18 protein-coding genes, 2 tRNA genes, 1 rRNA gene and 2 pseudogenes are annotated in these 21,696 nt (G+C 34.9%); 9 read left to right on the forward strand and 14 right to left on the reverse strand.

Annotation, left to right across the window (positions count from 1 at the left end):
- The first annotated feature begins 10 nt into the window (after window positions 1-10).
- From ACFOUV_RS16900 to ACFOUV_RS16910, 3 genes and pseudogenes are all read left to right on the forward strand, one after another.
- A complete protein-coding gene (locus ACFOUV_RS16900; protein WP_379497960.1) occupies window positions 11-2,041 on the forward strand; it encodes an McrB family protein in 2,031 nt (676 codons plus the stop codon).
- Window positions 2,025-3,860, forward strand: a complete 1,836-nt coding sequence (locus ACFOUV_RS16905) for a nuclease domain-containing protein (RefSeq protein WP_379497961.1) — start codon at window positions 2,025-2,027, stop codon at window positions 3,858-3,860. The genes ACFOUV_RS16900 and ACFOUV_RS16905 overlap by 17 nt, the downstream gene beginning before the upstream one ends.
- Before the next feature lie 490 nt (window positions 3,861-4,350).
- Window positions 4,351-4,596 (forward strand): annotated as a pseudogene (locus tag ACFOUV_RS16910) (tyrosine-type recombinase/integrase); the annotation flags it as partial.
- A 359-nt stretch (window positions 4,597-4,955) separates the two neighbouring features.
- Here the strand turns inward: ACFOUV_RS16910 and ACFOUV_RS16915 are convergent.
- Window positions 4,956-6,527, reverse strand: a complete 1,572-nt coding sequence (locus ACFOUV_RS16915) for a hypothetical protein (RefSeq protein WP_379497963.1) — start codon at window positions 6,525-6,527, stop codon at window positions 4,956-4,958.
- Window positions 6,528-7,556: 1,029 nt separating this feature from the next.
- On the opposite strand from ACFOUV_RS16915, the gene ACFOUV_RS16920 reads away from it, so the two are divergent.
- From ACFOUV_RS16920 to ACFOUV_RS16930, 3 genes and pseudogenes are all read left to right on the forward strand, one after another.
- Entirely contained in the window at window positions 7,557-8,060 is a 504-nt protein-coding gene (locus tag ACFOUV_RS16920) for an Arm DNA-binding domain-containing protein (protein ID WP_379497964.1), read from the forward strand.
- A gap of 47 nt (window positions 8,061-8,107) precedes the next feature.
- Window positions 8,108-8,350, forward strand: a pseudogene (locus ACFOUV_RS16925) (tyrosine-type recombinase/integrase); the annotation flags it as partial.
- A gap of 71 nt (window positions 8,351-8,421) precedes the next feature.
- Window positions 8,422-8,688 (forward strand): tyrosine-type recombinase/integrase, encoded by a 267-nt coding sequence (locus ACFOUV_RS16930; protein ID WP_379497980.1) that lies wholly within the window; start codon window positions 8,422-8,424, stop codon window positions 8,686-8,688.
- Window positions 8,689-8,765: 77 nt separating this feature from the next.
- Here the strand turns inward: ACFOUV_RS16930 and groL are convergent, their stop codons facing one another.
- Both groL and groES read right to left on the reverse strand, forming a co-directional pair.
- Window positions 8,766-10,403 (reverse strand): chaperonin GroEL, encoded by a 1,638-nt coding sequence (gene groL, locus ACFOUV_RS16935; RefSeq protein WP_379497965.1) that lies wholly within the window; start codon window positions 10,401-10,403, stop codon window positions 8,766-8,768.
- Window positions 10,404-10,471: 68 nt separating this feature from the next.
- Complete coding sequence (groES, locus tag ACFOUV_RS16940) at window positions 10,472-10,756, reverse strand: co-chaperone GroES (RefSeq protein ID WP_379497966.1); 285 nt, start codon at window positions 10,754-10,756, stop codon at window positions 10,472-10,474.
- Between the two features lie 309 nt (window positions 10,757-11,065).
- Between groES and ACFOUV_RS16945 the strand changes: the two genes are divergently transcribed.
- Complete coding sequence (locus tag ACFOUV_RS16945; RefSeq protein ID WP_379497967.1) at window positions 11,066-11,770, forward strand: CPBP family intramembrane glutamic endopeptidase; 705 nt, start codon at window positions 11,066-11,068, stop codon at window positions 11,768-11,770.
- Between the two features lie 3 nt (window positions 11,771-11,773).
- Window positions 11,774-11,971, forward strand: a complete 198-nt coding sequence (locus tag ACFOUV_RS16950; protein WP_379497968.1) for a YdiK family protein — start codon at window positions 11,774-11,776, stop codon at window positions 11,969-11,971.
- Window positions 11,972-12,000: 29 nt separating this feature from the next.
- On the opposite strand, the gene ACFOUV_RS16955 is transcribed toward ACFOUV_RS16950, so the two are convergent.
- Entirely contained in the window at window positions 12,001-12,990 is a 990-nt protein-coding gene (locus ACFOUV_RS16955; RefSeq protein ID WP_379497969.1) for a hypothetical protein, read from the reverse strand.
- A 95-nt stretch (window positions 12,991-13,085) separates the two neighbouring features.
- A complete protein-coding gene (locus tag ACFOUV_RS16960) occupies window positions 13,086-13,718 on the reverse strand; it encodes a redox-sensing transcriptional repressor Rex (protein ID WP_379497970.1) in 633 nt (210 codons plus the stop codon).
- Between the two features lie 154 nt (window positions 13,719-13,872).
- On the opposite strand from ACFOUV_RS16960, the gene ACFOUV_RS16965 reads away from it, so the two are divergent.
- Window positions 13,873-15,798 (forward strand): ABC-F family ATP-binding cassette domain-containing protein, encoded by a 1,926-nt coding sequence (locus tag ACFOUV_RS16965; protein ID WP_379497971.1) that lies wholly within the window; start codon window positions 13,873-13,875, stop codon window positions 15,796-15,798.
- 59 nt (window positions 15,799-15,857) lie between these two features.
- Here the strand turns inward: ACFOUV_RS16965 and ACFOUV_RS16970 are convergent, their stop codons facing one another.
- The 9 genes from ACFOUV_RS16970 to rrf form a co-directional block, all read right to left on the reverse strand.
- Window positions 15,858-17,030, reverse strand: a complete 1,173-nt coding sequence (locus ACFOUV_RS16970; RefSeq protein WP_379497972.1) for an FtsW/RodA/SpoVE family cell cycle protein — start codon at window positions 17,028-17,030, stop codon at window positions 15,858-15,860.
- A 242-nt stretch (window positions 17,031-17,272) separates the two neighbouring features.
- Entirely contained in the window at window positions 17,273-18,283 is a 1,011-nt protein-coding gene (gene tsaD / locus ACFOUV_RS16975) for a tRNA (adenosine(37)-N6)-threonylcarbamoyltransferase complex transferase subunit TsaD (protein WP_379497973.1), read from the reverse strand.
- Window positions 18,280-18,732, reverse strand: a complete 453-nt coding sequence (gene rimI, locus ACFOUV_RS16980; RefSeq protein WP_379497981.1) for a ribosomal protein S18-alanine N-acetyltransferase — start codon at window positions 18,730-18,732, stop codon at window positions 18,280-18,282. The genes tsaD and rimI overlap by 4 nt, the downstream gene beginning before the upstream one ends.
- Window positions 18,722-19,429, reverse strand: a complete 708-nt coding sequence (gene tsaB, locus ACFOUV_RS16985; RefSeq protein WP_379497974.1) for a tRNA (adenosine(37)-N6)-threonylcarbamoyltransferase complex dimerization subunit type 1 TsaB — start codon at window positions 19,427-19,429, stop codon at window positions 18,722-18,724. Before tsaB ends, rimI begins: the two co-directional genes overlap by 11 nt.
- An 11-nt stretch (window positions 19,430-19,440) precedes the next feature.
- The gene (tsaE, locus tag ACFOUV_RS16990) at window positions 19,441-19,890 is read right to left on the reverse strand and encodes a tRNA (adenosine(37)-N6)-threonylcarbamoyltransferase complex ATPase subunit type 1 TsaE (protein ID WP_379497975.1); all 450 of its coding nucleotides are present in this window, start codon (window positions 19,888-19,890) and stop codon (window positions 19,441-19,443) included.
- A gap of 9 nt (window positions 19,891-19,899) precedes the next feature.
- Entirely contained in the window at window positions 19,900-20,865 is a 966-nt protein-coding gene (gene thiL / locus ACFOUV_RS16995) for a thiamine-phosphate kinase (RefSeq protein ID WP_379497976.1), read from the reverse strand.
- 223 nt (window positions 20,866-21,088) lie between these two features.
- Window positions 21,089-21,165, reverse strand: a tRNA-Asp gene (locus ACFOUV_RS17000).
- Between the two features lie 174 nt (window positions 21,166-21,339).
- Window positions 21,340-21,416 (reverse strand) — tRNA-Met (locus tag ACFOUV_RS17005).
- 28 nt (window positions 21,417-21,444) lie between these two features.
- Window positions 21,445-21,560 (reverse strand): 5S ribosomal RNA (gene rrf, locus ACFOUV_RS17010).
- Window positions 21,561-21,696: the final 136 nt, after the last annotated feature.

Genomic DNA, 21,696 nt, shown 5'->3' on the forward strand with positions numbered 1-21,696 from the left:
TTGATACAAAGTGTATACTCAGACAGAAAATAAAATTTTCGGTAATTATTATTTAGGGAGATTAGCCAGTCCTGGAGAAATGAAAAGTGGTCAAGATCCATTATACGATGGGGCGAGTGGGTTTAAGGTAAATATTAAAATATTATCACATGTTCCGGACCGCATAGAGACCGAATTGAATCGATTAGGAAACGTAGTAAAAGCACTTGATACTCGGTTGCGTAGTGGATATAAATACGCAAATTCCGAATATAGAAATTCGTCAAAACAAGAGAAAAGAAAACAGTTATATCAAGATTTTAGTAAGTCTATAGTAATTTTTAAGCTTGAGTATAATGATGGATACTATAATGTTATTAATCCGGTCTTTACTACAAAAGATAAGGATTTTTTACCTGAACAAGAGTTCGATACAATTCCTTACTTTAAAGTTTCCGATGTGAATCAGTTTATTGATTTATTAAAAAGTGGTGCTAAGATTACTGAGTTACGTGAGTATATTGATAACACAAGGTTTGATGCTTTAATGTTCGAAGACTCATTTATTCCTCCCTACATTATTTTACAAGAAAGTGAAGAGAAGGTTTTTGCATATGGCCCTCTAAATGATATTAATAATGGCGAGAGTCCCGTTTCCTATTCGTTTTCTTTTTCGGATGAGGCAAACAAAATTATTATTGAAGATGACGACTTTTTGTATAGTAATTACAGCAATGTAGAAAGCAATGAAGAAAATTTGGAAAAGTTGACTTGTTTCTTTATAGAAAAACATGCATCAAATCCTATTAGGGAGACATTAAGAAAAAACGAAAAAAAACTATCTGACGAAAAGAAAAAGGATGAAATACTTCTAAATAATAAAATTCAGGAAAAAACTAATAATCACTTAGAAAAAGTTCAGGGAGAAGCTGAACAAATTGAGCAAAAGATTTTATATAATTTTAAGATGATTGCAGAGAGTCATGGTTTATTTTATACCGATGAAGATCTTTACAATTTTCACACCTCTATGAAAACTGGAAATTTAGTGATTTTAGCTGGAATGAGTGGAACAGGAAAATCTAAAATTGTAAACTGTTATGCAGAAGCTCTAGGATTAGCAGATAGAGGAAATTATAAAAAGATTCCAGTTAGACCATTTTGGCAAGATGATAGTGATTTATTAGGTTATTTAGATGTTTTAAATAATATTTACCGTCCTGGTGATTCTGGTTTAATTGATTTTCTCATCAAAGCTAACAAAGACGAAAACAAAGATCAACTCCATATTGTTTGTTTTGACGAGATGAATTTGGCTCGTGTAGAACATTATTTTTCTCAATTTCTTTCAGTATTAGAAGAAGTTAGCGAAGATCAGCGAAGAATTACCTTATACAACAAAGATTATCAAAATCGCTTATACAATTCTAGAGAATACTCTGACACTGTCAAAATAGCTGATAATGTCCTATTTGTAGGAACTGTAAATTTAGATGAATCAACATATCATTTTTCAGACAAAGTATTAGATAGGGCAAATGTAATTCATCTCAAACTTCGAAAGTTTAAAGAAGTTGCAGAATCAGCTAAAAAATCAAATGTTGCAGATAGTATTGGCTCAGCAGCTTTTACGAAAACACAATTTTTTGGTACACGCCCGTCTTCCATTGAGGAAAATAAATTTCTTTTACAGGACAGTGAATTAGATTTCTTATGGGATGTTCATGAACTTTTACAAAGTGCAAATAACCAATTAGGTATTGGTTTTAGAATAGTTAGACAAATCGATCATTATTTACAATGTTTACCTAGTAACAATGAACTTACGCGTGAAAAAGCAATCGATCTCCAAATTCTCCAACGTGTACTTACAAAAATACGTGGAGGTGAAGATCAACTCTCATTTATTTTAGGTGTATATGATGGAAATTCTAACCAAGTTAAAGACAGCTCTCTAGTTCGTTTGTTTGATCAATATAGTGAGATTTCAAATTTTGATGATTCAAGATTAAAAATACTTAATTTAGCCAAGGAGTTACAAGTTTATGGACATACCATTTAAATTTAAAATTCAAGAAAAAATTAAAAGTAGCTTTGTAAATGAATTTCAAGATGAAATGGTAGACTACAGCGAGTATTTTTTTACAACTAAAATGATGAATACTGTTTCAGAAGATTTAATGATTCCTATTACCGAAAACAGAGATATTATTATGGAATTTAATTCTTTTGACAATAATGCACGTATATATATGGATACCTTAGACTATTACCAAAATTCTATCTGTAAAGAAGATGTTAATGGAAATATTTATATCGAAGAATCTTTTGAACCTATTATTCTTTATAAAAACTCTTCTACTAATAGTTCTAATACAGACTATTATCCGTTTGTTCCTGGTACTTACCAGATATATGTTACATGTGGTAATGAAAAATACTATGCCTATATCAAGGTTAATCCAAAACAAATTACAGATGTTGAGTTAGGTATAATGAGAGAAGAAATAGAAGAAATGATTGAGAATTTAGCTCATATGCTAGTGAGTAATGAATCTTCTACTAAAATGGATAAAGAACTAGAAAATAAAGAATCTATTTCTAGTCAATTACTAATATTGGCGCAAAACTGTAATAAAATAATTCCAATTGTAAATGAAATTAACCTTACACCTAGATCTAAGGTTATCAATCATTATCAATTAGAAGACAGTTCTAAAGCTAGAATTATTGATCAAGAAACTGTAAAACATCGCTTGAAGCAAATGGATGTAAAGAAAAGATTATTAGTTCCTAAGCGATTGATTACAAGAAATCTTCCAGAGAATCAAGTTCTAGTAGAAATTGTTAGATATTTAAAAAAAGTGACACGCACTGCTATTCATTATATAGAACAATTGATCCCACACATTGAATATGATACAAACAGACTTAGCGGTGGTAAATACCCAAGACCTGAAAATGAACGAACAATTTACCTCAAGCAAATTGAATCTCTCAGAGAAAATAGATTAAAAATGAAAAAACTATATAATGCTTTTAACTTTCTACTCCAATCTGATTGGGTCAAAGAAGTAAGTGGAATATCCAGTAATGCAGTTGGTCTTCATTTAGACGGTCGATATAGATTTTTACATCAAATTTCTCGGGAATTAAAAAATACGAAACAAACAATTCAATTAAACGCCGACTTTTCATATCGGTGGAAAAGAACGGATAAATTATATGAAATGTGGGGATTCATAAAATTATTAAAAGCTCTCCAATCTCCAACTTTAAATTTCAAACCCATAAAAGGTTGGATTTATGATGACAAAGAAATATTCACCACTTGGCAAGTTCCTTTACTTGAAGAGGGTACAACAATTTCACTCCAAGGTGCCGGAAACAAAACCATAAACTTAGTTTACGATAAGCCTATTTCCTATGATAGAAAAACAACAACATTCGATGACCCATTATACTCACGCTTTCCAAATAACAGACCTGATACACGAATTGATTTCTATGAAAATGATATCTATGAAGCAAGTTTTATTATCGACTTTAAATATAGACCAGCAACAGCTATAGGAAATTTGGGAGTTAGTGATTATCATAGTGAATGGAAAGCATATAAACAATTACTTCATTACTCTAAATTCGATAGTGAATTTGTGAGTAAATCAAAAGATTATATCGTTCCTGATAAAATCTCACGTAATAAGACACCTATCGCCGGGGTTTGGGTCATCTTTCCAAATTCAATTAATAATAACAAAAATAACAAAGAAATAGTGAAGAAAGACTGGCTGACCAAAGTACCATATAGTCCAGGAGAAGACTCAGAAAAGATTGAAAATCTCATCTTTGAAGCATTAAAATATGAAATGTTTATATAGAAAAGAGGTTAGTAATACATTATTTCAATAAATAAATTATGATTAGACAAAAATAATTCTAATTCCTAAGCTTTATTTATTATCTACCCATATGTGCGGAGTGTAAATGGCAACACACAATGTTGGTGCGCTTGTTGAAAGGATTTGTTCTAATTACATAGAACAGGTCCTTTTTTTAGAGATTCTTCCTAAGAATAAAGAGCTGTAACTAATGTATCTTTTAATTTGCTACACCATTTTTTTAGCTCCCAAAGCTCAGACACAATCTTAAATTCATCAATTACCTCATTAATAAAGCGAAATGAAGGATGAGTTTCACCGAAATACTTGTGTGACTTTAGAAAAGCTTGATGTCTAATTGTGGAAACTTCATTAAATGGATTGTCTAATCTCTCCACTTTCAGATTTTGTATTCTTGCAATAATGTCTCGAATCTCCCCACTTTTATTTAGAATAAATATTCATTTGGAATTTTTGGAAGCCATCTTTTTTGGTACAACATAGGATGGCAAGGCTACTTGCTATCGCAAACTTAAATCTTGATTTAACTCCACATTCTTTACGACATACACATACATCATTTCTTGCAGAGGCCGGTGTAGGACTTGAACAAATCATGGATAGACTTGGCCATTCAGATGATCAAATCACCAAAGATGTCTATCTCCACATTACAAAAGAATTGATAAAAGAGGCTTCTCAAAAGTTTGGTCAACTGATGAGAAGCCTACAATAATGTATCAAATGTAGCCAAATGACTTTTTCTTCACACAAAACCCTTATATATCAATGGTTCCGGGCGGTTATTACATCATGCCGTCCTTAAGATGAGATTGTGTAATATCTTTAACGAGAGGTGCAGGAAGTTCGATATATCAAGGTTTTGCTTAATTCCGTCTGTAACACCTTTAACGGAGATTTACCGTTTTTTATGGGATTGCGTTAGCAAAATGTTAGCATTCACTTTTATTGGATATAACTTAATAATTGTTTTAGTACATTTTAATTCATAACTCACTTCCACGTTAATTGGTAAATTAAAATATTTACTCTTAATATTGGATACTTTTTAATCCAATACTGTAGGCTGATAGATTACTTATGAACTCTTTTTCCATCTATTCTTTCCTTCTCATAAACCTTTTCCCTTAGTCCATCAAACTTATCAACTAGATCCCTTCTACCCATTCTGATTAAGTCTTCATACCATTCTTTTATTGAGATCAATTTCACTTGTGGGTTACCATGATTAAATTTATGACCTCGTAAGTACAATAACCAGAGTTCTTTACATTCTTCTTTAACAGTGTACTTCTTTACAGTTTCATCGGTGAAATAAGCAAATGAGGACAACTTAGTATCAATCCAAATTCCTTCATTAAGAATAAAATCAGGTCTTACATTACCCACCCATTTATTATAAGCTACATTTTCAAAGAATAGCTCAATAGCTTCCTTTGCAAGTTCCTCAAATTGTAGGCCATATGACCATAATTCTTTTCCTACATATTTCATATTTGCATACTGGCTTTCTATTCCATATTTCAAAAAGAATTCTTTCAGTCCACCATGTTTTTTTACTATCCAGTCACGCATACCTGTTAATCCATTTGTCTCAAAATCTTTTGAAATAATAGGTTCACCTTTGTCCTCAAGCATTTCTTTTACTTTTTCTAATACCAGTTCATCCGTCCAGTCCGTATATATTGAAATTACATAATCCTCTAATCCAAGCTTTCTAGCTCCCTCAATGAAGCTGCCTTCCCCTAATCTAGTTAGGTAAGTTCCAGCACCTCCAAAGCCATTTTCACTTAACCATGTTCTATATACCTTATCCCCCAGCAGAGTGTATGCTTCTTTTATTTTTCTTTTAACAATTTCATCAGTATATATAGTATTATTAACATCTACATAATCTTGTAAATCGTAAGAGTTTAAGAAGTTCTCAAAACCGCCATGCTCGTTGTAAATATAGTTATATGCACCTTTAAAGCTCTTTTTAATGCTTTCTGGATGAATTTTACCAGCTTTAGCAATAAATTGATCTTTTATTAATCTGAAACATTTTACGTCATTCCAGTTGTTCTGATAACTTGTATACTCGGCTAACCCATTATTTAGAATAAAAGCTTTGTACGATCCATATTCCTTACTGGCCCATTGATAAAGACCACCATAATTAGTCCTAGATAATAGTTTCATACCGACTGGCTCTTTATATTGTTTATGAAGTTTCTTTACAATGTTTATAGCTTTCTCTGTTGTCCATCTGTTCTTTTTAGGGCTTTTAAGAACATAAGAGAGCTTATTCTTTTCACAAAAATCTCGTACTCCATCTTTCCTTGTTCTTAAAAACCGCTCAAGTCCACTATTTACAGTTTGCAATTCAGATGTGCTATACGCACCCTTCTCTTCATATATTTCTTTAAGTACTCTAATAGCTTTCTCCTCAGTCCAATTGTTCTTTCCACTTTTAAATAAGTAAACTATCTCATTATCATCACAAAATGCTGAGAGATTTCCATAGTTAGCTTCTATATATTTTGCCATTCCACCAGCGTACTTGTGAATGGTAGTAGCGTTTAATATTCCATAATCCTCGTACAATTTCTTCAAATGCTTTATACATTTTTCTTCATTCCATTTTACTAGTTTTGGTTTTTCCATATTTATCACCTTATTTAATTTTATTTTACTAACAATACTTATAAAATGATGCCATTGAAGTAGCTCTAATTCTTTAAGAATGGTAAAAGGGATTGACTCCACATTCGATTAGAGACACGCATACTACTTTTTATTAAATTCAATGCCAACATTAAATTCAAGAATGTTTTGAGGGCTATTAATATTTATAGCACTTATTCAGTGTACGCATATCTGAAATAAAACATAATAAGAGGCTTCCAGTAAGTTCAGTGACTCACTGAACGACCTCTCAAAAGCACCTTAACAAATAACATAGGTGTCTTTATATATTCCAGTTTCTTGCCTGTCATATGGAAGCGTTTGGGCTGATGTATTACATCATGCTCCCGTTCAATGTGTATAATATCTTTAACTTTGTGTCGTTAATATATTTTACTCGTTAAGCAGCCATTTTTTCATTCTAATTATTCCTGTGACAATATCACTCTAACCCTCTAATAATCGCCCAAAATCTGCTCAACCCAATTTTGATAACTATTAAATACGCCGTCTATTCCATTATAAACAGAGAGTGTGATGTCTTCGGAATTTGATTTCCGCCTTTCCAAATTCTCTGTCACTAAAGTACTCATGCACATTTAAGTTAAGTTAATTATAGTAATCATTACTAAAGCGGGAATAAAATAATGATACTTTATTACAATTTTGAAACTGATAGGTAATTTTGTCAATAGTATGCTCTTTCAGAAAATATCCCATAATAATTTTTCTATATTCTGTATATACTTAATTCATATGTTATTATTTTATTTGCTGAACAATATTAAAGATGACCTACTGTTCAAACAGCAGGACGTCATAAAATGATTATCTATTTTTAACTTCTTCTTGTAATTCCTTTATTATTTTGTCTGGCAAATTGGTTGCTTCCTTAATTATTTGTATTGATATATCGAGTTGTAACCAGTTAAAGAAGGTGATTATTCATGGCACGTATTATATAAAAAGAAGACCAAAAAAGGAATAAAATGGGGATTTCGTGTATATATGGGAACTGACCCCATAACGGGAAAAGACATAAGAAAGAGTAAGGAAGGCTTTCTAACTCAAAAAGACGCTAAACTTGCTGCCGCATTGTTTGAAAGGCAATTCCATAATGGTGAATATATCCAACCTTCTAATATTAAGTTTGGTGATTTATGTAGTGATTGGGAGCGTCATTATTCTTCTCAAGGTGTAAAGGAGAGTAGCTTAAGAGCAAGAAAAATTGCTTTAAACCATATTCGTCTTGAATATGATAACGTGGTATTACAAAAAATTACAAAAAAAGCCTACCAAGACACCCTAGACAAACTCGCTGATAAATTTAGTAATAATTATGTTTCCAGTATCCACACATCAGCGAACATGGTTTTTCAATATGCTTATGAAAATAAATTGATTAAGGATACCCCCACAAAAGATATTAAGCTTCCGCAGAAAAGAGAAACTGTTGAAGATCTAGAAAAAGGAAGTACTATTATTGATAAGTTTCTAAAAAAGAAGAATTAGAAGAATTTCTAACGGTTACTAAGAATGAAGGACTAGAAAGTGACTTACTTGCCTTTACAATGTTAGCTTATACTGGTTTACGTGTAGGTGAATTAGTTGCTTTAAAATGGTCAGATATTGACTTTGACAATCAGACTCTGCGCGTTATAAGAACTTACTACAATCCAACTAATAATAAGTTAAATTATCAATTACTAACACCAAAAACAAAAACCTCAAGACGTACAATCTCAATTGATGAACTTTTAATTAACTTACTAAGAAGTATAATACTGAACAGGAAATTATAAAAAATAAAAACAAGCCTTTTTATAATGACAACGGTTTTATCTTTGCAACTAATGAAGGTTATCCCAAAACAATAAAGGCTATATCAATTCGGTTACAGCGATTACTGAAAAGAACTAATATCGACAAAGATATTACACCACATTCATTCAGACATACCCATACTTCATTACTAATTGAAGCTAGTGTTCATATTAAGGAAATTCAGGAAGGACTGGGACATGCTGATATAAAAACAACTATGGACATTTACGCACATATGACAAAAAACATTAAAAAAGAGGCTTCCCAAAAGTTTAGTAACTTAATGGGAAACCTCTCAAAATATCTTAATAACTAATATCGGTCACTTTTTCGGACACTTAAACATGTTAACATGTTAGTAAACGTTGATATAACAAGGTTTGGCAACCTATATTACATCATGCCACCCATGCCGCCCATGCCGCCCATATCAGGCATTCCGCCGCCACCGCCGGCATTTTCATCAGGTTTTTCAGCAACTACAGCTTCCGTAGTTAAGAACATAGCTGCTACAGATGCTGCGTTCTGAAGTGCAGAACGAGTAACTTTTGTTGGGTCAACGATACCAGTTTCTACCATGTTTACCCATTCGCCAGTTGCAGCATTGTAACCAATACCAACAGCTTCGCCTTTAAGACGTTCTACAATGATGGATCCTTCAAGACCTGCATTGTGAGCGATTTGACGAACTGGTTCCTCGATAGCGCGAAGAACGATGCTTACACCAGTAGCTTCATCACCTTCAAGATTAAGTTCTGCTACTTTATTATAAACATTCACAAGTGCAGTACCACCACCTGCAACAATACCTTCTTCAACTGCTGCACGTGTTGAGTTCAATGCATCTTCAATGCGTAGTTTACGTTCTTTCAATTCCGTTTCAGTTGCAGCACCAACTTTGATTACTGCTACACCACCAGCTAATTTAGCAAGGCGTTCTTGTAATTTTTCTTTATCAAATTCAGAAGTAGTTTCTTCCGCTTGTGCACGGATTTGTGCTACACGGCTTGAAATTGCTTCTGGGCTTCCTGCGCCTTCAACAACAGTAGTGTTTTCTTTTGTTACTACTACTTTGGATGCGCGACCCAATTGATCGATTGTTGCAGATTTAAGATCAAGTCCAAGATCTTCTGTAATTACTTCTGCACCAGTTAAGATAGCGATGTCTTCAAGCATTGCTTTACGACGGTCGCCGAATCCTGGAGCTTTAACAGCTACCGCATTGAATGTTCCACGAAGTTTGTTTACAACTAATGTTGCAAGTGCTTCGCCTTCCACATCTTCAGCAATTAATAGAAGTGGTTTACCTTGTTGTACGACTTGCTCAAGTACTGGCAATACTTCTTGGATGTTACCGATTTTCTTGTCTGTAATTAAGATATATGGATCTTCTAAAACAGCTTCCATTTTATCCTGGTCAGTAACCATATAAGGGGAAGAATATCCACGATCAAATTGCATCCCTTCAACAACTTCCAATTCTGTGTTGAAGCCTTTAGATTCCTCAATTGTAATTACACCATCATTACCAACACGTTCCATCGCTTCAGCAATTAAATTACCTACTTCTTCATCAGATGCAGAAATTGCTGCAACTTGTGCAATGGACTCTTTGTTTGCAACTGGTTGAGAAATAGATTTTAATTCTGTAACTGCAGTTGCTACTGCTTTTTCAATTCCTCGGCGAATTCCTACAGGATTTGCTCCGGAAGTTACGTTTTTAAGTCCTTCACGAATTAATGCTTGTGCAAGAACAGTTGCAGTAGTAGTACCATCACCAGCTACATCATTTGTTTTTGATGCAACTTCAGATACTAGTTGTGCTCCCATATTTTCAAAAGCATCTTCCAATTCGATCTCTTTAGCGATTGTTACACCATCATTTGTGATAAGTGGTGAACCAAATTTTTTATCTAAAACAACGTTACGACCCTTTGGTCCCAATGTTACTTTTACTGCATCTGCTAAAATGTCCACACCACGCAGCATGGAACGACGAGCATCTTCACTAAATTTAATATCTTTAGCCATAAGAAAAGTCCTCCTTTAATTAAATCATGATTAATTTATTTAAATAAGTAGTTAATTTTATGTTTTTATTAGCTAACTACAGCTAAAATGTCATTTTCACGAAGAATTAAGTATTCTGCACCTTGGTATTTTACTTCAGTACCAGCAAATTTAGAGAAAATAATAACGTCACCTTCAGAAACTTCAAGTGCTACTTTTTCTCCATTTTCAGTTACTCGACCAGTTCCTACTGCAACAACTCGACCTTCTTGCGGTTTTTCCTTTGCAGAGTCTGGAAGTACGATTCCGCTTGCAGTTGTTTCTTCTTGTTCAACAAGTTCGATAACAACACGATCTCCTAATGGTTTAATCATGTAGAATGCCTCCTTAATTCCATATCAATTTTAGTTTATTAGCACTCTAACACATTGAGTGCTAACTCCTACTAATATAATAATTAATCCATCCGAAAAATGCAAGCAAAGTATGTTTTATTTTTCCATATTTTTAATAATATAAGTAGAGAAGATGATTTTAAAGTAAGACATACGATTATAATTCAGCATGCAAGTTATGTTAGAATGGGGGATATGTAAATGTAGAAGGCTGTTTTCTATAGGGTCGTTGTTTTAGCAACCATTTATAAAATAGCCAAGTAGAAAAAATTTAAAGGAGACGTTCATTTGGCTAGAAGATACTGGTACGTAATTCTCACTTATATTATTGTTCAATTTTCAGGCATACTCGGAGCCCCTTTGCTTTTAAACGTATTTCCGATCTCTGCTTTTGATGCTGTTGTTTATTGGACAATCTTTAGCTTTATTGCTGGTCTTGTTGTAATCCTGTTTATAATGAAACCAGATATGCAAATGCAAAGTGCCCGAAATGCTGCCACTACAGGTACCGTCATTCTTTGGTCTGTGCTTGGTATATTTATGGCTTTATTCGCTCAAGGTATTGCAGCTACAATTGAAATGGAAGTGCTAGGTATAGATCCAGGTTCAGCGAACACGCAACAGATTATGGATATTACCCGTGCCGCTCCATTATTTATGCTAATTCCAGCAATTATTGCACCAATACTGGAAGAATTAATTTTTCGTAAAATCATATTCGGTACTTTTTATAAACGAATGAATTTCTTTTTAGCCGGGCTGCTTTCCGCTCTTATCTTCGGATTCATTCATGGTGAACCGCAGCACATCTTAATTTATGCTTCGATGGGCTTTGTATTCGCATTTCTGTATGTAAAAACGAAGCGGATTCTAGTGCCAATTATCGTTCACGCTGGAATGAATACGATGGTTGTTCTTGCACAGTATTCACTGACTCCAGAGGAAATTCAACAACAACTGGACCAATTACAAACAATTTTCATTGGAGGATAATTAATGGGTAAGTCATTATTAATCAAAGCATTCATATACACACTGATGGGTACGACATTTATTTACATTGCAATTCAAAGTAAAGGCGATACGCTTTGGAATCCGGTTACGCTTATCTTTGCTGCAGTTGCAGCCATGGATTTCTGGGTAGTCTTTAAACTGCTGACACAATATTTTAAGTCTAAAAATAAAAAGGAGTAGAATGATAACATTCTGCTCCTTTTACTTATTCACTGTACATCTTTTAGCATATCGATCCAATCTTCTTTGTTATCTATCTTTTTATCCAATGTCGTATACCGTATAGCAAACAAGTCATTTTCTTTTATGAACACTCTCACAACCTCTTCCTGATCGAACAGTACCTCATCATCAGTTAAAGCGAATTCAATTACTCCTTCCTCTGATGTTTGTTCTAACGTGTTGAATTCTAAGCTATCTGTATGCACTTCGGTAAGATTGTTCTCCATTTCAGAAATGAAATTTTCTATGCCTATCTGATGATTTCCATCCTGGTAATAATGAATGGTTAATAATTCCGTTAAATTACTAAAGTCCTCATGCGATAGAAGATACTCTGCAATCGCTTCCCCATCTGCTTCCTGATAGTTTCCGAGCGTCCACCCACCATCATCAAATGGATTTTTCAGATTGGTAATGTAATCCGTATATTCCCCTTCCATCGTTACTTCTTCAGATAAGACATCTTCATCAAGTGTAATTACTTCTTCGACTTCTGTCTGATAGATTTTCCAATTTCCATTTTCATTTTTTAATACATGTATCCCTGAAGTTTTATTGTTTTGAAATTCGGGTCCTTCCATCTTTATCGTTGTCTGTATAAAAGAAACCCTTGCCTCTTCTTCCGTCCTTTCTTCTACAGAAAGACCGGAAAGCTCCATATCCAACTGATAATGGGATAATTGTTTCATTGTATCTACTCTTTGATTATATACAGGTGACTCACTATGTACCGTTTGCTTATATTCATTTTGGTTTCCATTTCTAAGTGCCTTTACATTATTCTCAATCACTGTAAATAATACCTCGTCTTCAGGGAGATTTTCCTGCAAATCTTCTTCCGTATCTTCCTCCATCTCTGCACGAACGGATTTATCAGACGATTCTTGTATACTTTCATCTTCTGAACATGCTGCAAGTACGAATGAAATAAAAATAAATAAAATAGTGGAAATCCCAAAGCGCCCCAATTTCTTCATAAAAAATTCTCCCATCTTTCATTAGATAATTAGATATACTCCAATTTGCAAAAAAATAAAGCCATCGAAATAATTACATTTCAATAGCATTATTATTATTTATCAAGTGAATAGTGTTTCAGAAAATATACGAGTGCCTGCAATTCGACAGCTAAATCAATATGATGTACGCGAATTGCTTTAGGGACGGTTATCCTCGCAGGTGTAAAATTAAGGATTCCAGTAATCCCCTTCTCTACCAGTTTATTGGCAATTGAATCCGCTTCAATAGCTGGTATGGTTAAGATTGCAACTTTAATATGATTTAATTTTTCATCGAGATCGTCGACATGATAAACGGGTATCCCACCAATATCGGTACCTACTTTTTCACGGTCAGCATCGAAAGCCATCGTAATGCGGATATTATTATTTTTCATAAAATTATAATTTAGGAATGCTGTACCAAGGTTACCTACACCAATTAAAGCCACTTCTGTAACTTCGTTTTGGTCCAAAGTACTTCTAAAAAAACCTAGTAAGTACTCGACATTGTAACCATAACCCTTTTTGCCTAGTGCACCGAAATAGGAGAAGTCTCTTCTGATTGTAGCAGAATCAACTTTTACTGCTTCACTTAATTCTTTGGATGAAACTCTTTTTTTACCTTGCTGATTTAAGTTATTCAGAAAACGATAGTATAGTGGCAAGCGCTTTGCAGTAGCTTGTGGAATTTTATTTTGATCCATTAAACTTTCCTCTTTTCGATCCTATAGTAAATGATATAAACGTATCCTATTCTATTTTAACAGAAATCCAGAAAGAAATCGTGATATTTTTCACAACCTGAGTTGCTTACTTAATTAACTATAAGATACACTATGAAGGATGGGGTGAATATTTATGATATTAATGCAATTAAACGACCTTTCAAAATCCTTCGGTGCAGAAGAAATTTTATCAAATATTAAACTAGAAATAAAAGATAAAGATCGTGTCGCCATTGTAGGTAGAAACGGTGCCGGGAAATCGACATTGTTAAAGATTATGGCTGGTGAATTATCCTATGATGAAGGAGATTTCTTTAAACCGAAAGACCTTACATTCGGCTATCTCTCCCAGCATATGACACTGGAGTCAGGTAAAACCATTTGGGATGAAATGATTGAGGTATTCTCGCATCTAAGGCGTCAGGAAAGCCAGCTTCGTTTGTTGGAAAAGGAAATGGAAAATGCTTCTAATTTAGCAGGGGAAGAATATGAAAAGTTACTTCAAGATTATGATAAACTTCAGCTCGCCTATCAGACTGGTGGAGGGTACACCTATGAATCAGACATAAAAACTGTTCTGACAGGGTTGAATTTCTTTGATTATGATTACAATACACCTATCATGGAGCTAAGCGGTGGTCAAAAGACACGCCTGGCATTGGGGAAACTCTTACTGCAAAAACCGCAACTGTTGATTTTGGATGAACCAACTAACCACCTGGATATCGATACGCTTTCCTGGTTGGAAAATTATTTAGTAAACTATCCTGGTGCCATTGTCATCGTTTCGCATGATCGCTATTTTCTAGACAAGACGGTTTCCATTGTTTATGAAATTGCACGGCACAAAACGAGTAAATATTATGGAAGCTATAGTAAGTATTTGGAGCAAAAGGCTTTAAATTACGAACAGGAATTAAAGGAATTTGAAAAGCAGCAAACAGAAATTAAGAAATTGGAGGACTTCGTACAACGAAATATTGTCCGAGCTTCTACTACAAAAAGAGCGCAAAGCCGGAGAAAGCAGCTCGAAAAAATGGATCGACTTGACCGTCCGCCTGGAGATGAATCTTCAGCATCATTTTCCTTTCAGATTGAAAAAAGAAGCGGAAATGACGTTTTAAAAATAGATCAACTGCGTTTAAGTTATGAAGATGAACAGGAACCTATTTTCTCCGATATTAAATTACATGTAAATCGTGGCGAGCGCATCGCACTCGTAGGGCCAAATGGAGTTGGTAAGACAACTTTATTAAAAGCTATATTAGGTAACCTAAAGTCTGATCGTGGGTCAATCCAACTCGGCACCAACGTCCAAATTGGTTATTATGATCAGGAACAGGCAGAGCTTGACAAATCAAAAAGCCTTCTACAGGAATTATGGGATGATTATCCTACAATCAATGAAAAAGATATTCGAACCATTCTCGGGAATTTTCTATTTTCTGGTGAAGATGTCCTTAAACCAGTTCACACATTAAGTGGTGGGGAAAAGGCCCGACTTGCTCTCGCAAAATTGAAAATGCAAAAGGCAAATCTGCTTATATTGGATGAACCAACAAACCATTTGGATATTGACAGCAAAGAGGTTCTTGAAGCTGCTCTTAATGATTTTCCCGGAACCATTATATTCGTCTCGCATGATCGCTATTTCATCAATAAAATTGCCGATCAGGTTGCTGAAATGCAACGAAACGGCATTTCAATGTATCTTGGAGACTATGACTACTACTTGGAAAAAAAGGAAGAAGAAGCAGAATTAAAACAACTTCAGCAGGAAAAGGAAATTGGTCCAGCTGTCGAAAATAAAAAGCTGAGTTTTAAAGAAGGAAAGCAACAGCAAAGTGAAAAGCGGAAAACAGAGCGTCGGATTGCTGAGCTTGAGGAAATGATTGAACGTTTGGAATTGGAAATTTCCGAAATGGAAGAGGAAATGACAAAACCTGAAGTATATCAGGACCATGAAAAATCATTGGAACTTACCCACAAAGTAAGCAGCACAAAACAAGAAGCTGAGCAATTAATGGAAGAATGGACTTCTCTTCAAGAGAACCTCTAAAACGATGAAACAGTTAAAAATAGAAAAACAGCAGTATCTTAAAGGATACTGCTGTTTTTCTATTTAAATAAATAATCGTTTTGAATGGTGTTCTCTACTGCCACCCGATACACGATACCTAACCCGATCATTGTGGATAAGACGGAACTCCCTCCATAGCTGATTAATAATAATGGAATCCCGGTAATCGGCATAACCCCTAAGGTCATTCCAATATTTTGAAAAACATGGATTAATAGAAGACTCAAAAAACCAAAACAAAAATACGTACCAAATGACGAATGCTTAAATATGCTCAGTCCTAATGTGACAAGCTTATACAAAAGCATAAAGTACAAAAATATAACAATGGCACTTCCAATAAAGCCGAAGCTCTCCCCAATTACAGAAAATATAAAATCCGTATGTGCCTCCGGATAATTAACTTCAAGACTTCCCATTCCTTTGCCAAATAACTGCCCAGAACCCAGTGCCATATATGCACGGTCAAAATGGTATGTTGCGTCACTGGACTGTTGCGTTGGATCAAACCAAGTCAGAATACGATTAACCTGGTATTGACGAATTCCGAGAACTTCTTGTGCCAGTACTGGAAATTTTATAACAAAACCAATAACTGCAGCAGACACCGTAGAAATGACAACGATTAAGCTCATAATTATTTTCCAGTTAATGCCGGATAATATAATCATCATACCTGCAATGAACAGATATACCATTGCTGTTCCAAAATCGGGTTGCAGCAGAATCAAGGATACAGGTATAGCAGTAAGAATAAGTATTTTAACTAATAAATAGGCATCACTTTTAAGGTTGCTTACTTCAAACTTTGATTTATGCTTACTGATCACAGCAGCCATAAATAAAATGGTCGTTATTTTAGTAAACTCTGCTGGTTGCAAAGACAATCCCGGCAAAGTAAACCAGCTTTTTGCCCCATTGATGGTCCTTGCTATTGATTCAGGACTTATCAACAATACGATAAGTACTAAAATGCTCGTTCCATATATATACACACTTGCTTTATAGAGTTGTTCCAAATCAAGAAATTGGATAGCTGCTACGATACAAGCTCCAGCAGTGAACCATAAAATCTGTTTTAGAACAAAGTTTTCACCTTCATACTGTTCCAGCTGCTGCGCATTAAAAATGGCAAGCAAACTAACACAGACGAACAAAGTAAATAAAAATATTAAATCCGTTTGCATATAATACGATTGTTTTTTATTCATTACAGCATCACCCAAATTTCTTTCCTGTTCATTCCATTGCTTCTTTATAGATACATCGTGGATAAACCAGAGATATCCACAGCTTTTTCATCAATTAATTAGCTATACTTAAGGTTATTAACAAACTTATGCACATTATCCACAGGGTTACATCATTTTATCAACAACTTTTACCCACAATGAAAATCTATATTTTACAGTTATCCTATTAAATTATCCACAACCCTGTGTATAACCTGTTATTACTTTAATAGTAACGATGCATTTGCATTCAGATCTAGCCCTGAACGTCTTCCTTGGTCATAGGCAATTGTTCCAGCAGCAGCGATCATGGCAGCATTATCTGTACAGAGCTTGAAATCTGGAATTAGTAAGGGTATTTCTGTTTTACTAAAAGCGAAATTCAATTCTTTTCTTAAGCCCTTATTTGCTGCCACTCCACCAGCTACGATTACCTGTTTCACATTATACTCTTTCGCAGCTTTTACTGTTTTGGCAGTTAAGACTTCTACAACACTAGCCTGAAAGCTGGCAGCGATATCTTCATTTTTCAGCGTCTCTCCACGTTGCTTCGCATTGTGAATTTTATTAATCACAGCTGATTTTAATCCACTGAAACTAAAGTCATAACTGTCGTTTTCAAGCCAAGCTCTTGGGAACTCAATTGTTTCTTTCCCAATTGCAGCCAATCGGTCAATATGTGGGCCGCCCGGATAGGGTAGATGAAGCATTCTGGCTACTTTATCATAAGCTTCTCCAGCTGCATCATCACGCGTTTCTCCAATTAGCTCATATGATCCATGTTCTTTCATTAAAACCAACTCCGTATGCCCACCTGACACAATAAGAGCCAACAACGGAAACTGAAATTCCTTTTCCAATCGATTGGCATAAATATGGCCAGCAATATGATGCACGCCCACTAAAGGCTTCTGTTTGGCAAATGCAAGTGCTTTGGCTGCATTTACGCCTACAAGTAATGCTCCAACAAGACCAGGTCCTTCTGTCACTGCAATCGCGTCAATTTCATCCCATGTCACCTGTGCGTCCTGAAAAGCTTCTTCAAGTATAAGCGTAATTTGCTCCACATGATGTCTGGATGCAATTTCAGGCACTACCCCACCAAAACGTTTATGACTTTCAATTTGGGAAGCTACAACATTTGTGATAATCTCTGTTCCATTTTTTACAATGGCTACAGCAGTTTCATCACAGCTCGTTTCTATTCCTAATATTAATCTATTTGTTTTCATATTAAATTCACCCACATAACGATAGCATCTTCCCCATTATCTGTATAGTAATTTTTGCGAATTCCACCAGCTACAAGACCAAACTTTTTATACAACCCCTTAGCAGGACTATTGGACTCCCGAACTTCCAGAGAAAGCCGTTTTACTCCCATTTTTACTGCGTACTGTACGGTATAGCCAAAAAGCTTTTCACCAAGTTTATTCCCACGGTAATCTGGCAGGATAGCTACATTCGTAATTTGGGCATCATCAATTACAATCCAAATTCCTATATAGCCAACAATCTTATCATCTAGCTCCATAACAAAATAATGCGCATGCTTATTATCAATCAATTCCTGATAGAAAATATCTGTTGTCCACGGGGTTGCAAATGAGACACGTTCCACATCCAATACGTGATTTACATCGAAAAGTTCCATCTTCCTTATCGTAACGTTAGCCATGATTTTTATTTTCCTTTTGTTGTCTCAACCAATTTGATTCTGCTTCAGCCAGACGCAAGTAGTTAGGTGTTAAAGTATGTGTAGAATCCGCTTCTTTGATTATACCAGCCAATCCTAAATGACCTGCTTGAGGTATATGGTACGGACCTTCAGGTATAACGGCAAGTTCTCCGAGGGATTGCTGAATTCCTTCTTTATAAACAGAAATGTCAGGACTTAAAAAAAGAACACTTTTCTCCTTTATTTCAAGCTCTTTCAACACATCATCCATTAATAGATTCTTTTCTTCCAGGACTTTCACAAGTTTATGATCAATCCACTGATATAAACCTGTAAATACAAGCCCTCTTCGTGCATCAAAGAAAGGACAGATATAATCACTAAAGAACCGTCCCTGATAAGCGAGTACTTCCAGGCTCGATACACCTACGACCGGGATATTTAATGCCCAGGCCATTGTTTTAGCTGTTGAGATGCCAATTCTTACTCCTGTATAAGACCCAGGCCCTTTTGCAACCACGATTCTATCCAGTTGCTCAGGTTTTAGAGCAACCTCATTCATCAAATTTTCTATTGCAGGCATTAATCTCACCGAATGATTTTTTGTGAGATTTGTCATTACTTCTCCAACGATCTGGTCATCTTTCAGTATGGACACACCAAGTACCTGATTCGAAGTATCTATTGCAAGTATATTCATTCAAATTGCTCCTAACTCATCAATTCATTTACAACCCATTTAAAGTGAGTACCTGTTGGTGTAAATTCCAGTTCTCTCTTATGTTCATCAATATAGCTGATTTTAATATTTAATCGTTCATCGGGTAAGAACTCCTCAATAAACTGTGCCCACTCTACAACACTAATCCCATTTCCATGAAAATACTCATCAAAACCAATATCTTCTTCAGAATTCTCAAGCCTGTAAACATCCATATGATATAAAGGAAGCTCTCCCTCATATTCTTTTATGATCGTAAAAGTAGGACTGCTTATATTTCGTTTCACACCGAGTCCTCTTGCCAGACCTTTTGTAAATGTTGTTTTACCAGAACCTAATTCACCCTCAAGTGTAATTACGTCACCAGGCTTAAGCAACAAGGCAAGTTCTCCTGCTAGTGAAGTTGTTTCCCGCTCTGTATTTGTTTTTATTTTCGTCATTTAATCCACCTACTTTAAGTGTACGTATCCTTTTTTCTCTAAAATGATATCCTTGTTATGATTTTGTTTTAAAAATACACGACCAACAGGATCTGCTGCAGAAACATAACCAATTTTAGAAACCATTGTATTCGTCAGTTCAGCAATTCGCTTTACTTCATTCCATTCTTCTTTTGATACTGTGCCCATCAATTCAAAATCTTCTCCACCGTATAATTTCCATTTATACTGCAAATCCGCTGGAAATTGATTAAAATTAGTACTGGTAGGAAGTAATTCATCTACTAATGTTATTGTAACACTCGAAGCTTCAGCAATTTCATTGGCTTCACTTGCAATTCCATCACTGATATCATTTAATGCTAATCTGGATATGTTATTTAATTTGCTTGAGAAGTCAACGCGAGGCGATGGCATGCGATGTTTATTTACAAAATAAGCAGGTTCGATGTAATTATCGGGATTTGTCAATACATGAAATCCTGCCTGAGAATCACCTAATGTCCCAGTAACAAAAACGACATCACCTTGAATAGAATCGCTTCTAAAACGTGATTTATCCTTCATTGTATACCCAAGCACTGTGATGGAAATAGATAGTTCTTTACCTGAAACTGTATCTCCACCGATTAAATCCATTTTATATTGCTCTGCTAACTGTTTCATCCCATCAAAGATTTGAACAAGTTCATTCTGTTCCCAACCTTTAGGAATTACAATGGAGACAAGATAAAAAGCTGGTACAGCTCCCATCGCAGCCAAATCGCTAATATTAGCTGCAAGTGCTCGATATCCAACATGAAAGGAATTCATTGTTTCCTTAGAAAAATGAACATTTTCAACAAACGTATCTACTGCTGTAACAATGTCCATTGAGCTTCTGAAAACCGCTGCATCATCACCTATGCCTTTGATTAACGATGATTGACTATACGTTTTCTGTTTTATTGAGTCTATAAATGAAAATTCGTCCATAATAATCACCATACTTTTTATTAACTACAACTATGATAGCAAAAACATAAAGAAAAAGGAAAAATAATAATGGAATCGTAGGAAATTAGAGGGGTTTTTATATGTATCAAAAGAGGGATAACTATATTTCAAAAAATATGTATGGTAAAGGAGCTTAAAAACTAAAAAACACACGTTTCGTTTAACGAAATCATGTGTACAATCATCTATTATAGTATAAAAATGGCGGTCCGGACGGGACTCGAACCCGCGACCTCCTGCGTGACAGGCAGGCATTCTAACCAACTGAACTACCGGACCAAATTTATAAATGCGATCAACATCCAGTACTTCACTTTTAATCTGGATAGAATCTTTTTTGTGATTCTCAATTACTTCATGTAGATAATTAAAATAAATTGGTTGCACTCTTCAAGTACTACTGATTTTCAATTAACAAATAAATCTATTCAACGTAGTTAACCTGAAATAAATTGGTTGCGGGGGCAGGATTTGAACCTACGACCTTTGGGTTATGAGCCCAACGAGCTACCGGACTGCTCCACCCCGCGATGTAAGGGATATATAATAAAACATACTGCCTGGCGGCGTCCTACTCTTGCAGGGGCAAAGCCCCAACTACCATCGGCGCTGAAGAGCTTAACTTCTGTGTTCGAGATGGGAACAGGTGTGACCTCTTCGCTATTGCTACCAGACATTCCTTAAAAATAAGGACAAGTTTTATTATATGCATTTTCATCTAAAAATGCAAGGTATTTTTTTAATTTATACCTTAAAAACTAAATAAGAGTGAATCAAGACATCAAAAAGAATTTAGTTAAGTCCTCGATC

The sequence above is a fragment of the Oceanobacillus longus genome (genome assembly GCF_042650085.1).
Lineage (GTDB): Bacteria > Bacillota > Bacilli > Bacillales > Amphibacillaceae > Oceanobacillus > Oceanobacillus longus.